Raw genomic sequence first — 16,222 nt, forward strand, 5'->3', positions numbered from 1 at the left:
AGTGATTGCTGTCCAAAAAAAGTTGGGTGTACTTATAGTAGCTCCATAGCGTGTTGCCGCGCTTTTTCCGCAAGCTCGGTCGGATGCGGCTGTAGCTTTTCGAGCGCACGCAGGTTCTTCGCGAGCACGGTTGAGCCTTTCATTTTGGGCCGCAAAACCTCAGGAATCTCGACGCTCACGCCGTACTCCCCCGCTAATTGCACCAAGAGCTGCACGAAGGAACCACCACGATTAATATCGCTTACAGCTGGCAACATGTTCTCTAGCACCTGCACAATACGCCACCCCGCCAATGGGCTGATAGATGCGGCGTCTTGAAGAGTCCCGAGTACACGGTTAGTCAGAACATCCTGGTGTAGCAGAAGCCACGTTACTTCTTCAGCGAATTGTGCAGGATCTAGCATTCCACGCTCTGCCAGGTGGGCAAGAGACTCAGCTGTTAAGGCCCGAATATCTTGTGCTAGCGCAGATGCCGCAATTCCCAAGGCGCTATACGAAGGCGCACCCAGAGGGCACGGGGTACTGCCAAGAGCATAGAGGAGCGCGTTCAGCCCGAAAACGGTGCGCGTGTAGAGGGCTGTCACCAGGGCAGGCATCATCTGCGCTGCCGCATAATCCAGATTATTCTGCATGAGCCAGGCATACCAACCGACAGCGTATTTCTGCGAGGTATAGGTATAACGTTTTGACGTATGGATGCGGTGACCGTAATCTTCTCGCACACTGCCAGTATTAAAAGCGGCATCTTCAAAACCTAGGTCATTGGGGGCAGAAGTATCGTTTGGGTCTTCCCACAGAAGGAGTTTCCTGTTATAGGGTATCTCGCTATCGCTGTTGATAATTCTTTGTTTTGCGTACTGTGTTAATCCCGTCGACCATGTGGTGCGTCGCATGGCATGATTTCGTGTTTCAAAAGGTTCTGTATAAATTTTTTCAGCATATCCGCTGGAGGGAATCAGTGAGAGAAGTTGCTCTTGTAAAAGGCCCGTCAACCCGCGAGTGTTGACCACAAGATCCTGCTTGGTTTTCGCCCCTAAGGGGCGGTACTCCATACTGTTTGTGATAATAGGCTGGCCGTTCCTATCGAGCCACAGAAAGTCGCGGTAACCCATCGTAATTGGTGGCAATTCTATTGGCCGCGTACCTGCACATCGTATGTATATCGCTAGGATCAGAAAAGCTATATCCTCTCCCGCGGTCTCAAACTCGTGGATATGTCGTCCCCAATTCAGGTTGACGGACTCAAGGTATTTTATCTGTGCCTTGTTAAAGCGGATACTTTCTGTCTGGTTAAGATATGCGAGAGCACGCACCAGTTCCGTCTCGGGGGCTGTACCGGTCACCATGGCAACCAGCGCATCAAAAAGTTCCGTGTCGCTGGAAATAGGGGCATCCGCCATGAAGAGTTCCCCCGGAGCCCGTGGGCGTGGGTTGACATCTGGTATCAGAATAGGTTCCTGCGCCTGTAGTGCTTCTACCGACTGTACTTCCTGGGGCTCCAGTATTTTCTTTACACCGCGTCGGGTAGGCTTCGTACTATCTTTAGATCCTACGTTTTGCACCAGCTCTTGAAGTTCCAAGGGTAGAGTTCGCTCGACCCCAGCAATCATGCTGTGCACCCGGTGCGTGTATTCAGGGTGATGTTTAATCAGCTGTTGTAGGATGTTTAGCTGGGCCTTCACCAGCTTCTTCTCAGTACGGAGGAGTACTGCTGCTGATGCGTCTAACAGGGCATCGAGCTGTTCCGTAGAAAGTTGCTCCACAATGGGGGTAAGCATCTCTTGTGCTAGGCCTACCGACGTGGATAGCTGCGTCTGTAAAATAGCGGTCAGTAGCGGAATGCATGCCAGGTTCTCCGCGGTAGTTGGTTTCATGCCGCGGTAAAGCATATGGAAGACCCGTGTTTTCCTGGGCGTAAAATCTCTGAGCATTGAGCGCAAACATTCGGTGAGAAAACGGTCGCGAAACCCGTCAAGGTGACAATCTAGATAATCTAAAAACTTGAAATCTGCTGCCGCACCTAGTGCTGTTCCGACGCGGAAGCAGGTCCACAGTTCCCGTTCAATCAGGAGAGGATCCTGGCGGATATGCTCAAGTGCCTCTTGGTAGGTGGCGGGTATCTCCGGGTGTTCTTCAGCTCTGTTTTCTTCTGGGAATATGGTACGTAAGGCTCTCCAAAGATAAGAAGGGGTTTCACAGTGGAGGTCCCGTTCCCGTACGAGCGTGTGTAGTATGCGCCATATTCCGTAGGCGTCGTTATCCTCCATAGCGGGGGTTGCCGCTATATAATCCAGAATCCACGTATCGCTGCGTCCGGAGAGCCCCAAGTATAAACCGCGCATGATAGCGTCATGAGGGTTATTGAAAGAGTCAGTGTCGCTTCGGCGCGCCGCCCATGAACTGTCTGTATATAAATCCACGAAACGCTTATGTGTCCTGCGAGGGTTTGTCCCCAAAGCTGCTAAAAGATAGCCGCCTACAGGACTCAAAACAGCCCGGTTCCCCCGCCCTAAAACCTTGGCTGGAGGCAGAGTTTTAGCCAGCACGGCACGTTCATCCTCTGTAGCGTCCTCTAAAAGAGCATGAAATTCTTTGAGAGGTGCTTCCGGATTTTTAGCCAGCTTTTTAAGTGCTTCTCGCCGCTTATTAAGCGTCATAACGGGGTTAGTTTGCATTCCTCTCCTCCTTTTTCACGGTAATATCCCTGCTTAGGCGCTTATCTAGAAGATTCTGAGCATGCTGCCGCGCCTTTTCCGCAAGCTCGGTCGGATGCGGTCGCAATCCTTCGAGCGCACGCAGGTTCTTCGCGAGCACGGTTGAGCCTTTCATTTTGGGCCGCAAAACCTCAGGAATCTCGACGCTCACGCCGTACTCCCCCGCTAATTGCACCAAGAGCTGCACGAAGGAACCACCACGATTAATATCGCTTACAGCTGGCAACATGTTCTCTAGCACCTGCACAATACGCCACCCCGCCAATGGGCTGATAGATGCGGCGTCCTGTAAACAGCTGGCTGCCCGGGCCGGTTTAACCCATCCCCCTCGGAGCAGGTAGGCCAGTTCATCCGCAAGTAAAGAAGCATCGAGCATTCCGCGACCCGCAAGAGCAGCAATAGATTCGGCGGTGAGAGCCCTGTGCTCAGCTGCTGCTGCACCAGTTAGCCAGCCCAACACGGAATAGGCGGGTTCTTGCAGAACCTGATGTGTGTGGGTGATGGTATCCAGTATGGTCTCAAGCCCTTTCACATGTTTTTGGAACCCCGCTGTAGTGACGAACGGCATGCTCTGCGCCGCCAATGTATTGGGGTTATTCTGCAGAAGCCACGCATACCATTGCATGAGGGTACGGTGAAAATCGTCGATTGCCTGAACAGCACGGTGCATAAACTCTTCGGGAATACCTGCCGTGTTCAGAGCCGCCTGCGCGAAAGGCATCTGTGCGGTCGGCAGTTCGTGATCTTCAATAAGCCACATCATTAGGCTGTCATTGGGGGCTTCCGCGTAGGCTTGGTCGTACATATTGTGAGGACGCGGGCGGTATGTGAGAGGCTCAACGCGGCGTGTCCAAGTGCTCTCTTCTGCGTGAGGTATAGGCTCAAATACAAGGTTTTCTGGATGTTCTAAACAGTCAATCTGCTCTTGGCAGAGCCCCGCCGGTCCACGATAATTTGTGGTCGTTTTCTCTATACGGGGTTTTTGACGCCCCAGAGACCCAGTGTGTTCAACCTGGTAGGGCTGGATGGTTTCGCCAGTCTGGGGGTCGGTATGGAATTCATGCCGGTACCCGGTAAAACCTTGCGGCAGTTTTTTAAAAAGTTTTCGGTGCGGGGTAATCACCCGGTACGTCAGATAGTTGCCTAACGCATGAGTACCCGAGCGAATACCGGAATTCACGCATCGTTCAGCCAGAAAGTCCTGCTGGGCTGTATCAAGAGTAATGCGAGGATTATGCGCTAAATAATCAATGAGCCGCGGGAGCTGCGAACCGTCACCTGTGCCTTGGAGACAGGGAATAAGATCATCCATAAACTCAGCATCACTCGTATAAATATGCACCTGTGGGGTTGAAACGTGCTGCTCTAGAAGCTGCGGACGGGTCTCAGGAATCATGACACCGCCCATTATTTGCTCTGAGTGAGACGGTGCGCTAGTTTTATCCGTCGCGGCTTCAGCAGGAGACAGGAGTGTTTGCGCTGCAGGCTGCAGATCAGGCGGGAGAGAATCTGCGGTTTCCCTCATCAAACCGCTCACATCTTGAGTATGCTCTGGGTGCATTTTAGCAATAGCGCTAAGGAGTGCGATCTGCGCCCGGAGTATTTTCTTCTCGGTGCGAAGCAACACGGTGTGAGAGGCATTAAGTAAGTCATGAATCTGGGGTTCGGTCAGCTTGTCGACGCATGACATCAGCTTTTCTTGAGCTAACCCCACGGAGGTTGAGGGAACGGTAGTGAGCACTGAGGTGAGCAGATTGGTGTTACCAAGGTTCTCGTCTGGGGTGGGGTTCATCCCCCGATAGACGTGGTGAAAGATACTGGTGTTCTTGGCAGAAAAGTCGCGGAGCATCGCCTTCAGGCATTCAGTAAGCAGGCGGTCACGGAATCCGTCAAAATTCTCCTGCAGCGTGTGGAAGAGAGCCAGGATGTCTGCGTTTTCGCGCCCTGACCAGTCTTTCCGCAGAAGCCCTTCATCTGTGAAACACGCCCACATTTCGTGTTCTAACGTCTGGGGGTTGTTCTTGAAGAAGGAGATAACCTCTTCCCGATTCTCGGATGAGCCAATGTGCATGTCAGGAACGGCCGTCACGAACCCCCAGAGGTAGGAGCGCGTGGTATTGGTAAGTCCGCGTTCGTGAAGAAGCTGATGTATCTGCACCCAGAGCGTGGGCAAGTCGTAACCAAACCTGCCATAGCCACGCTCGTTAACGAACCCGGTTATCCAGGTGTTATCACGTTCGCTGAGTCCAAGCATCATGGCTTCTGTGCGTTGGCTAAGGTATTGTTCCGATTCAGCGGTTGAAAACTTCCAGTTCGCCTCGCCGGGTAATCCCCTGTCGATAAGGTTTAAGAGCTCAACACCCACGTGTTTGAAGGTTCCGCCCAGTGCAGCCGCCGTGTAGATGCACACAAGCCGCTGCTCGGTCGTTCCTTCACGGCTGTAGCGGTCTATGAGCTTTTTAATGGAGAGTGTGCGTGCAAGGCCCTTGCGTTCATCCTCGGTGGCGCCGGTGAGAACTTCATGGTACTGCCAGAAGGTGGCATCGTCACGTTTCAGTAGCTCCCGCAGACGTGCGCGACGTTCCGTAAGACTAGGTTGCGGTACTTTTGGGGTCATAACGGGCTCTCAGTTTCTGCGCTTATGGTTGTGCGCAGCGGTGTTGGTCCAGCAGTTCTTGGGCTTGGTCTCGGGCCTGCTCCGCAAGCTCAGTCGGATGCGGCTGCAGCTTTTCAAGCGCCCGCAGACTTTTGGCCAGCACAGTTGAGCCTTTCATTTTTGGCCGCAAAACCTCAGGAATCTCGACGCTCACGCCGTACTCCCCCGCCAGTTGTACCAAGAGCTGCACCAGCGCGCCACCACGATATACCTCGCCCACGACAGGCAGTATGCCCTCTAATAGCTGCATAATCCGCCAGCCCACCAAGGGGCTAATCGACGCAGCATCCCTAAATGTTTGCTCAATTCGTTGAGCCTTCACGTGGTGCTGGCTCAACAGCCAACACAGTTCTTCGGCGAATAAAGCGGTATCGACCATACCCCGATCCGCCAGGGAGGCGAGCGCCTCCGCAGCGTTGGCGCGCACTTCGGTAGTTTTAGCGCTGGCCCCAAGCCCGAGTGCGCTGTAGGAGACGGCGCCCAGTATTCGATGTGTATCACCTAGTATTCGTATGATGATATCGACACCATAAGCATTATGAGCATGGATAGCTGCCACAAGAATAGGCATGGTCTGTGCGCTAAAAATATCTGGGTTATTCTGCATGAGCCAGCCGTACCACCCCATGACCGTGCGGTACGAAGGATAGTATTTTGATTCCAGCATACGGTGCACATACTCGATTTGCGTGCTGTTGGTGTTAAACGCGGCAGATTCAACGGAGAGTGCGGCAGCATCGGGTGTATCTGTTCCAACCCACAGCGGGAATTGCAAAGGGAAGCTGTACCTCCAAGCAATATATAGCGATTTCCAATACTGGGTGAGGACTGTACCCGTAGTACGTTCAAGGGCTACACACTGGGGTGCAAAAGGCGCGGTCACTATGTTGGTTTCTGCGTCTTGATCCGCAAAAATCAGGGAGAACAGCTGCTCCATCAGCAGCATATGAGGTCCGCGCTCATTGAGACGAATTTCTGTCCCAGTAGCTTTTACATTAATGGGACGAGACTGATGCTCCTTAAGCGTCTGTTCATCTACTGTCACCGGGTTTCCGTGCTCATCGCTGAGGTAGAGACGTTCTGTATACCAGGTGGGAATGATCGGTATTTTAGCAATATCAGCGTGTTGTATCTGCCCGCTTTTGATAAGTGCCGCAATGGCAAGGTACGGGATATTGGGACTGGAGAGGGTATAAATACTGGATGGGCTTTCTATGAGAAGGTTACGAGTTTCCCAGAGAAGCTTCTGCTCTGCATCGTTTATTTCCAGACTCTCGGCATGTTCCAAGTACTCCAGGATACGCGGAATATCGGTGCCATCGCCTCCCTGGAAGGTTGCTGCCAAGCATTCCATGAGTTCCCGGTCCGTGGCGATAGGCGGTCGAGGCGTCAAGCACCCCTGCGGTTCACAATCCTTCGGGGTGTTATCCGGTACCGTGATGCTCCCCGCTGCGTCCTGGTGCGTGGGTGTTTCTCGCACCGGATCATTGATGAGCTTCTGGGCCTCATCTTGAAGGTCCAGGGGCATAGACTTGAAGGCATCCTGTACTGTCTGGCTTACTTGTTCAGTGCATTCGGGGTGGACTTCAAGCAGTGAAGAAAGAAGCCGTATCTGGGCGCGCAAAACTTTCTTTTCGGTGCGCGTCAGCACTGTTGCCGAAACTTCAATAAGCTCACGTGCTTGTGTGTCGGAAAGCTCATAGACTGCCTGCTCCAGCAGATCTTGCGCCATGGCGATAACAGGGCTATACGCTGTTCCCAGCACCGAAAGGTAGAGCACAAAACGCTCCGTAATTTCTTGAGGCGTTGGCTGCAGAGCAGCATGGGCCCTATAGAAATGCCGCACGTGGTGGGCTGAGTAGTCTCGCAGAAGACCTTTGAGCGTTTCATCCAGGAACCTAGGGCGAATCTCCGGAAAAGTTTCGCACATCACCTGAGCGAGGGCCGAAAATGATGGGCTTCGATATTCAGGCTGTAAGGCGGGATCCCACTTAGACTGTGCTATTACCCCTTCAACTGTGAAAGCATCCCAAAACTCTCGTTCCAGCAGCACAGGATCGTTGCGGAAGAACTGTTCTATATTCCGATACTCTCTGGCAGACTTTTCCCTCACGTGTGGGACGGCATTCATCATCATGCAAAGATACCCTGGCGATAAGCTCGTCAGCGAATGTTCGCGCATAAGTTTATTGAGGCGTGTCCAGGAATCTATGTACCAATCATCTGAACATTCTTCAACAAAGTGCAGGACCCACTCATCGGACCGTTCTACCGCCCCTTGAGTTAAGAATTCCCAGAGCTGCCCAGTAGCAGGCATAGGCGGCTCGGGAATAATATTAAAATCCTCATCTCGAAGAGGACAAAAAAGTTCACTTATAAGCCTCACCGCACGCGGAACCGACGAGGTTAAAGCCCCTACTGCATATGCGGCCAAAGCTGCTTTCTCCCCTCGGGCTTTCGCAAGTTTCGTGGGCGATAACGTCCTGGCCAACGACGCGCGTTCTTCCTCTGTCGCCCCGCTAATCACCGTGTGATAATCCTCAACGGTTGCGTCGTCATGTTTCATGAGTTCCCGAAGGTGGGCACGACGCTCCTGTAAGGTTGGCTGTGCCGGTAAAGCTGGTTGTGTGTGATGCTGTGCGGTCATTAAAACCCCTATCGGTGATATAGATTACTGGTTTTCTTCCCAGTCTAAAGTTTTTCGGCGTGCCCCGCACCGTTCTTCGTCACAATCTCTCGCGCTTGGTTTCGGGCCTGCTCCGCAAGCTCCGTTGGATGCGGCTGCAATGTATCAAGCACACGCAGACTTTTCGCCAGCACGGTCGAACCTTTCATTTTGGGCCGCAATACCTCGGGTATCTCAATGGTTACACCGTATTCCTCCGCTAGCTGACCCGCTAGCTGCACGAGGGAGCCACCGCGATTAACCTCACCTGCCACAGGCAGTATCTCCGCAAGGATTTGCAGGACGCGCCACCCCGTTAACGGGCTAATGGATGCCGCATCTGTGAGCGTTTCAACTGCACGATTCGTCATCAGGTGCTTCTGCGTAAGAAGCCACGACAGTTCTGCCGAGAACGCGGCAGTATCCAGCATGCCCCGTTCGGCTAGAAGCGCTATGGCTTCGGCAGCAATAGTGCGGTACTCGCGACGCTGAGCCCCCATAGCCTGCCCGATCACCGTGTACGAGGGTGCCCCTAGTACTCGGTGGGAATGCCCCAGAGCCTGTAACAGACTCGGCAGCCCTATCTGCTGTGGCTGATAGACGGCGCCGAAGGCAAGCGGGAGAAACTGTACCGCCAGCACATCCGGGTTGTTCTGGGTCAGCCACGCGTACCACCGCACCACCTCGTCATTCCAGATGTTCCAGGATTCCCCGTCTCCGCTGCGGTCCAGATACTCTTCGACGGTTCCGTGGGTGTTAAGCGCCGCCTGCTCGAACGGGGTTTCGGGGGTTTTAGGAGTTGCGTCTTTTTCCTCCCAGCAGACCCTCTGTTCGGATCGCGCCCACGATATGTCCTTCCGGGCGGGAAGAGGAACCACAACCAATGGTGTGCGGTTTTCTTCATCGGGGTCTAGGCTGGCGATTTGCTCTGCAAGGAGAGCCTTCGGCCCACGGTAATTATGTGCCGTGCGAACTGTTCGAACCAGTTCCCCCGTTACAGTCCTCTGGTAAAAGGAAGATGTGTAGTATCCCCGAAAGTACGTGTGCTGCAGGTCTAAACCGTCTTCCTGCTGATACGGCTTGAGAACAAGATATGTTAGGCACCGTAGCGCAGAGTTAGCAAGGAGGGTCTTGTATTTGGTGTATACGTACTGCCGTTGTGCCTTATCCAGCTCAATGGTGTGGTTCTTCTGCAGGTAAGACAGCAGAGGCGGGTAGTCAAACCCGTCTGTGTTGCCTTCCAGATGCTCAATAAGGATTTCCAAGAATTCCGTATCGCTTGTGAGGGGTTTGCAGGTGGTGAAGTATTCGCCTGGTTCACCATCGTGCGGGGTAATATCCGGGATACTAATGCTTCGGCCTGGTTTGTGCTTCACGTCCTCACTATTGTTTCTATGGTGCGCGAGTATAAGTTTGCGGGCGGTATCCTGCACATCGACAGGCATGGTTTCGGCCGCCCCACTGACTGTTAAACTCACCTTCCCGGCCAGTTCGGGATGGTGTTTGACCAGTAGCTTCAGTAGTTTCAGGTGGGCGCGTAGTACTTTCTTCTCGGTCCGGAACAGCACCGGTTGCGATGCCTCCACCAGCTGGGCTGCCTGTTCACCGCTCAGCAAAGCTACCAGAGGCATTAGTGTTTCTTGCGCCAAACCTACAGTAGTTGAGGGTGCAGACCCCAACAGTGCCATAAGAGCGTGGGCTCGTTCCAGGTTCTCTGCTTCGGTGGGTTCCATACCCCGGTAGATCTGTTGAAACACCCTACTGTTCGCGGCCGAGAAATCACGGGTCAGCGACTGTAGCGATTCGTCCAGCACCCTTTCCCGGAACCCCTCATAGAAGTCCTGCATGTGACGCATGAGGGTAAGCATACTGCCGGTAGGCCCGAGCAGCGTCCAGTAGTGGTCGCGCATTGTTCCTTCAACACGAAAAAGCGCCCAGAATTCTTGCTCCAGCAACAGCGGGTCATCTTTGAAGAAGTTAAGAGCGGCCACACGATTGTAGGCTGAATCCTCACGCACCGGTGGAATATTCCTGATGAGCTGCCCAAGATACTGCGGAGATTCGCAGATGATGTTTCGTTCCCGCAGCAGTTGGTGAGATACAGGCCAGCTTTCCTCCCCGTACGCCCAGCTTTCGGCGATAGATTCCACAAACGCTAGAATCCAGTCCTCGCTTCGTTTGGATGCTCCCAGCACAAAATATTTCCTAATATCCTGATGTTGTCCACCCTTACGGTTATTCCACAGGAGTTGGTGGAATGCGGCGCTGGCGTTTTGGGTAGGTCGCTCTGCTCCCGTAAACCCGTCAGGTTTGCGGATGAGAGCACCCGCTACATAAGCAGCGAGCGGGGTGTAGTTTTTGACGTCCACCACCTGTGCGGGTTTAAGGGTTTTCGCCAGAGACACACGTTCTTCTTCGGTAGCCCCGCCTATGATGGCGTGATACTCCTCAACGGTGGCGTCGTCACGTTTCATGAGTTCACGCAGGCGGGCGCGTCGTTCTTCAAGGCTCATGCGCTGCGGATAGTTCTTCTCGTCCATCATTGCCTATTTGTGTATTCGGGTGTGCAAGGAAAACACGACTTTTGCGGATACGGTTCGGTGTCGGGCTAATTCAGCCCGCCACGACGTTTAATGCTTACCGCCAGTACATGTTTGCAGGGGCCTCGGGTGCCCCGGTATTTCACCCACCACGGGCAGGTGCACCGGTATTCTTCGATTTTCTCGGCGGGGGTTACCGTATAGAACGTGTCCCGCGACTGCACACGGTACGTTCCGCCTTCGTCATCCCGCACCGCGCCGGAGTCCACCAGTTTCTGCGCACCCACCAGCCGCGGATGCATAGCCTGCAGGGCATCCGCCTGCACGGGCAGCGGCCGGTGGAAGTACTCCCCCGCCTGCACATCAAAACCGACCTGCCCGGAGGATGCCAGTAACGCGAGAGCGTCGCGTACTTGCGTCTCGTTCAGTCCGCTGCGTGCAGACATAACGGGCACTTCAATACGCGGCTCAAAGGAGAGAAGCACGCTGAGCATATCCGCGTTTTCAGCAACTGACGGGTCGGAGAGCGCCTGCAGCACAGAGCCTTCCCCCGAGAATCCGCGTGATTTTTCGGGGCTTAACCCGATGCTCAGGCGCGCACCCGGCAAGTGGGCCACCCACACGCTCGCTACCGGGGCGTTACCTGAGGTGACCGGTTCACTGTATGCTTCCAGGCGGGTCATGAAGCGGATGAGCGGTTCAAGCACCCGCAGCCGCTCCGGCCCGGCCACGCACACCGACCCGGCGGTGGCTCGGGTGGCCAGCCTCAGTGAACGCACTGCCTGGGTGGCCCACATGACGCTTTTCGTGGCGGATTGGCGCGGCAGCCCCTGGATGAAGGTGCGGGCTGCTGCCGCGTCCAGAGAATGGGTGGGTTTCATCAGGGATGAGAGCATCTGTGTTTCGGCGAACCCTTTGAGCCAGCGCACTGGCAGGGGCACTTTATCTTCCATTACTTCACCGTCTAGAGTGGTGGTCAGCAGCCCCTCATCACCCACATCCATGTGGAGAGGCTCACCAGCCCGGAGGGAAGCTAAGGCGGTGCGAAGCGGCGGATTCACGTCCACATTCGTCACGCCCACGGCGCTGTGGCTGGCGTCTAGGGCGGAGGAGTCTACGTCAAGTCGGGCGTAGACACCGCAGCAGGCGCTAAAGGATTCAAACCGTAGGCCTTCACGGGTGCTGGTCACTACCGGGTCTGCGGCCCGCAAAATGGCGGCGACCATGCCGGGCGGGGTGTAGTAGCGGGTGCGGGCCACGCGTGCGACCACCAGCAGTGATGCCGCGATCACGTCGGGGCGTTCCATGAATCCTGAGAAGAAGTAAGGGTGTGCCGCTGCGCCTTCCGGTGTGCTGCCGCCGCTGGTTGCTAGGGCCAGTTCGGGGTGTCCGTCACGTTCCAGCAGCGTTGAGGCTCCTAGATAGTTGTAGTCCAGTTCGTATGCCATGAGGGTTCCTCCGAGGGGTGGTGCAGAAGCTTTACGATACTACTATGCCTGAACGTCCTGACATTTTAAGCAGGGTTTCGTCATTCTTACTATAATCGCCGGTTACCTGGCGGTGGGTGTTGGCAACGATTTGGCATAGAAGAAGCCCCGGCGGGGTTGGTTCACCTGCCGGGGCTTAAGGATAAAAAACTTTGAAGCGTTAGAAGAGCACATACTGGCCGTTAAAGCGTAGTGCCAATCCGTAGAGCACAATCGCTGCTACCCAGATGATGGAGACGGTGACGGTCAGACGGATCAGGTTCTTCGATGCCATACCTGAGGAGTTGAGGGAGCTGGTCATGCCGCCGCCGAACATATCTGAGAGGCCGCCGCCCTGGCCGCGGTTTAAGAGCACCAAAAGCACGGCAATAACGCTGGTAATCGCGATGATTACCATGAGTACAGTCATGAGGGTCTCCACAGTGGACCTTCCTGTTGGGATTGGCGGTTACTAATAATTTTCGTATCTGCCGTTTGGCATACCGTATTAACTATACGCCACCTTAGCGGATTGGTCACCCCTAATGCTGCGCATAGCTGAACAGTACGGGGGTGAAAAGTTTAACGGGCGGTGCGGCGCTGATATTCGCTGGGGGTCAGCTGCAGCGTATCCGGCCGGTCGATCAGCACACGCTGGGCGGTCAGTTCTTTCCCTTCGGTGTCGTAGGCGCGCACATACCCGCCTTCTAGCAGGTAATAGGTGAACTGCTGGGCGATGCCCCAGTAGTTGCCGCTGTCTTCGGCGTAGAATCCCTGGTCTACCCAGTCCCGCAGTTTCACCTGCACCGGGATTTCTGGGGAGCTGGTGCGGGCGTGAAGCCAGTTAAGGAAATCGTCACGTTTACTGTCGTAATAGTGTGTGGTTGGGTCGTAGCTCGCACCGGGTTCTCCGGGCATAGTGGGAGCGGGGACTTTGCGGTTGCGAATAATCATGAACACTATGACGCACAGGAGGGTGATCATAATGGGCGCGAGAAGGGAATCCATGATCTTAAGTCTACCCAGTGTTCGGCTCGTTATTTAGGACAGCGCCCGTTTTTTGGCTACCCGCGAGCAGCTTTCCCTCATAGGATGGATGCGCAACAGCGGGTGCAGGGGAAGCAGCACTACCTTATCTAGGCTTATGGTATCTGGTTTGACCGTGGAGCTGTCCTTGCGGAGATAATTATGATTACCGGATCATTTCAAGAACCCACCTACTGCGCTAAGAGCCCCTGCCCGCTATCTGTACCATTGGGACGCTTCACGACATCCCGTCAAATACAGAGCGAGCAGGGGCTCTTTATGTTTTTACGTCTCAGCCGAAAGGCAGGTTATTCCTGCTTCGCAGGTTCAGAGGTTTTCTTCCCCTGTTTTACCTGCTGAGCAGATGTATCCGCCTCATCCTCAATAGACTTCTCAGCTTCGTCTTCGCTTTCGTACGATTCGTACGACTTGAACGGCTGTCCCTTTTCGGGGTAGCGGTCAGGCGAGATCGACAAGCCCATCTGTACCTTCTCGTGGTACACCTCAACTATTAGCGCCACCACGATTAACGCAATCACAACGGCGAACGGTAACGCAATAATAATCAGCGTATTCCGCAGAGCGTCTAGCCCGCCAGCGTACAGCAGCACGGTTGCAATACCCGCGACGATAACGCCCCACACGACTTTCTTTCCGTTAGTGGGGATAAGACGCCCATCTTCGGAAAGCATTGAGAGCACATAGGTTGCTGAGTCTGCCGAGGTAATGAAGAAGGTGAAGATCAGGATGATTGCGATGATCGACATTAACATGCCCAGCGGGTAGTGTTTGAATGTGCCGAACAGTAGCTGCTCATCCTCTAGTTTCGTCAGATTCTCCAGACCGTTCTGCTGTACCGTATTAGCCATCGTACCGAAAACGGAGAACCAGATGAAGCTTAAGACGGTAGGTATCAGAAGTACTACAGTAATAAACTCACGTATTGAACGGCCTTTGGAGATGCGGGCGATGAAGAGGCCCACGAAGGGTGACCAGGAAATCCACCATGCCCAGTAGAACACGGTCCAGGTATCAATCCAGGCGCGTTCGTCACCGTTAAATGCGGCGGTTCGGAAACTCATCTCGAAAAAGTTCTGCATGTACAGGCCGACGGATTCCGTCATATTGTCAAAAATTTTGACAGTGGGCCCAACCGCAATAGCAATCGCCAGAAGTGCGATAGCCAGAATCATATTAAGATTTGAAAGGATTTTAATACCTTTACCCAGTCCCGAAAGAGCTGAGAGCACAAAGAGAGCAGTGGTTACTACGATAATAACAGTGCGTACTTCCATGTTATTAGGAATGGCATTATCAGTAAGGTAGCTCAATCCACCATTAATCTGAATAGCGCCGAAACCAAGCGTGGTTGCCACACCAATAACAGTTGCCACCACAGTAACAATATCTATAATATATCCCAGCCAGCCATCGGTTTTTTTACCGAAAAGCGGCTTAAGGGTGACAGAAAGAAGATATTTCTCTTCTTTACGGAAGCCGAAATATGCCAGAGCCATAGCAACAATACCGTACACAGCCCAGGCGTGAATACCCCAGTGGAAGAACGTAAACTGAAAGGAATCCGCCATTGCTTGCTGTGACCCCGGCGCAGCATGGGGAGTTTTGTTAGCAAAGTGTGAAAGCGGCTCGGCAGCACCATAGAAAACTAGACCAATGCCCATACCAGCCGAGAAAAGCATGGCAATCCATGAACCGGTGGAATACTCGGGTTTTGAGTCAGGCTCTCCAAGTTTAATTTGTCCCATGGGGCTTAAAACAAAAAACCCGCAGACCAATACGATAAGAGTTACAAGCAGGAGGTAAAACCAACCGAAGTCAGTTCCGATCAGTGCCCTCCAGTTTTTAGAAACTTCTCCGTAACCTGGGACAAAACCCAGAGCCACCAATATTAATGAAACAATTAACGAACCAATAAAAACAGACGTATATTTGCGCGACTTCATATCTCACCTTCTCAAAACATTCCAGAAAAAGTATAACAAATGCTAAATCATCTGTAAAACCAAATTATTGTAGATAATCAAAGCACACGAAAATACTTCAAAATATACGAAATAATATTTTAAAGGGATTTTAGATATTAAATTTTTTCGAGAAGAAGGAATGTATGAGTCTTTTCTTTATGAAATCTTTATATTTGAATTCTACCCCACGTTTTAAGGTTTCCGCGACATCATCGGGGTCTTCTCCGTGTTTTCTATACCACACTGCCCGGTGCGGCATAAAAAATCGCCGGTTACCCCGCCGCGCAGAATGCGGAGGATAACCGGCGATATTGTCTTAGATGTTACGCGTCAAACCGCGCAATAGCCGCAAACTCATCGGCCTGTAGCGACGCCCCACCAACAAGCACACCGTCAACGTCTGCCTGCTCCATAATCGAAGGAGCTGAGGAGGACTTGACCGACCCACCGTAAAGCACACGTACCTGGTTGGCAACATCGGCCGAGTAGAGCTTGGTCAGCTCCGCGCGGATAGCGGCGGCCATTTCCTGTGCATCTTCTGCGGTGGCAACCTTACCGGTACCGATAGCCCATACCGGCTCATAGGCAATAACAAGGCTCTTCGCCTGTTCGGCGGTCAGACCAGAAATTGAGCCACGCAGCTGTTCCAGGGTGTAGGTCACATGGTTACCGGCTTCGCGGATATCAAGTCCCTCTCCCACGCACAGTACGGGGGTGATTTCATGCCGGTACGCAGCCTGCACTTTGGCAGCGCATACCTCGTCGGTTTCACCATGGTAGGTACGGCGCTCAGAGTGGCCCACTAGCACGTATGCGGCGTTGAGCTTGGCGAGGAACGACCCGGAGATTTCACCGGTGTATGCACCCGAGTCGTGAGCCGAAATATCCTGCCCACCATACTCGATCCTAAACTTGTCGCCTTCAATGAGAGACTGTACGGAGCGAATGTCGGTGAACGGCGGGAAAACCGCCACCTCAGTCTTATCAAAGTCAAAGTTCGCGTCGTCAAGGGTCCAGGCTAGTTTCTGAACTAGGGTCACGGCCTCAATATGGTTCAGATTCATCTTCCAGTTACCAGCAATAAGCGGCTTACGCGACATATATTCGCTCCAATCCCCAAAGAGGGCATAGCTACGGAAAAGTTCACTCTCTATTTTAGTGCTTCTGGCG

General features: G+C 53.4%; 9 protein-coding genes. All 9 read right to left on the reverse strand.

Going from position 1 to position 16,222, the window contains the following annotated elements:
* Positions 1-32: 32 nt before the first annotated feature.
* Positions 33-2,675: a DUF6493 family protein gene (locus I6I94_RS01155; protein ID WP_201620780.1), complete on the reverse strand. Its 2,643-nt coding sequence runs from the start codon at positions 2,673-2,675 to the stop codon at positions 33-35.
* The gene (locus I6I94_RS01160) at positions 2,665-5,331 is read right to left on the reverse strand and encodes a DUF6493 family protein (RefSeq protein ID WP_201620781.1); all 2,667 of its coding nucleotides are present in this window, start codon (positions 5,329-5,331) and stop codon (positions 2,665-2,667) included. The genes I6I94_RS01155 and I6I94_RS01160 overlap by 11 nt, the downstream gene beginning before the upstream one ends.
* 22 nt (positions 5,332-5,353) lie before the next feature.
* Positions 5,354-8,017 (reverse strand): DUF6493 family protein, encoded by a 2,664-nt coding sequence (locus I6I94_RS01165; RefSeq protein ID WP_201620782.1) that lies wholly within the window; start codon positions 8,015-8,017, stop codon positions 5,354-5,356.
* Positions 8,018-8,061: 44 nt separating this feature from the next.
* On the reverse strand, positions 8,062-10,578 hold the full coding sequence (locus tag I6I94_RS01170; protein ID WP_201620783.1) for a DUF6493 family protein: 2,517 nt from the start codon (positions 10,576-10,578) through the stop codon (positions 8,062-8,064).
* A 65-nt stretch (positions 10,579-10,643) separates the two neighbouring features.
* Entirely contained in the window at positions 10,644-12,023 is a 1,380-nt protein-coding gene (locus I6I94_RS01175; RefSeq protein WP_201620784.1) for an SWIM zinc finger family protein, read from the reverse strand.
* A 199-nt stretch (positions 12,024-12,222) separates the two neighbouring features.
* A complete protein-coding gene (gene secG, locus I6I94_RS01180) occupies positions 12,223-12,471 on the reverse strand; it encodes a preprotein translocase subunit SecG (protein WP_280928063.1) in 249 nt (82 codons plus the stop codon).
* 152 nt (positions 12,472-12,623) lie between these two features.
* The gene (locus I6I94_RS01185) at positions 12,624-13,049 is read right to left on the reverse strand and encodes a hypothetical protein (protein WP_006887308.1); all 426 of its coding nucleotides are present in this window, start codon (positions 13,047-13,049) and stop codon (positions 12,624-12,626) included.
* Positions 13,050-13,375: 326 nt separating this feature from the next.
* A complete protein-coding gene (locus tag I6I94_RS01190; protein WP_006887200.1) occupies positions 13,376-15,031 on the reverse strand; it encodes a BCCT family transporter in 1,656 nt (551 codons plus the stop codon).
* Positions 15,032-15,375: 344 nt separating this feature from the next.
* On the reverse strand, positions 15,376-16,152 hold the full coding sequence (gene tpiA / locus I6I94_RS01195) for a triose-phosphate isomerase (RefSeq protein WP_006887348.1): 777 nt from the start codon (positions 16,150-16,152) through the stop codon (positions 15,376-15,378).
* Positions 16,153-16,222 lie beyond the last annotated feature (70 nt).

The organism is Rothia aeria, from assembly GCF_016726365.1.
Lineage (GTDB): Bacteria > Actinomycetota > Actinomycetes > Actinomycetales > Micrococcaceae > Rothia > Rothia aeria.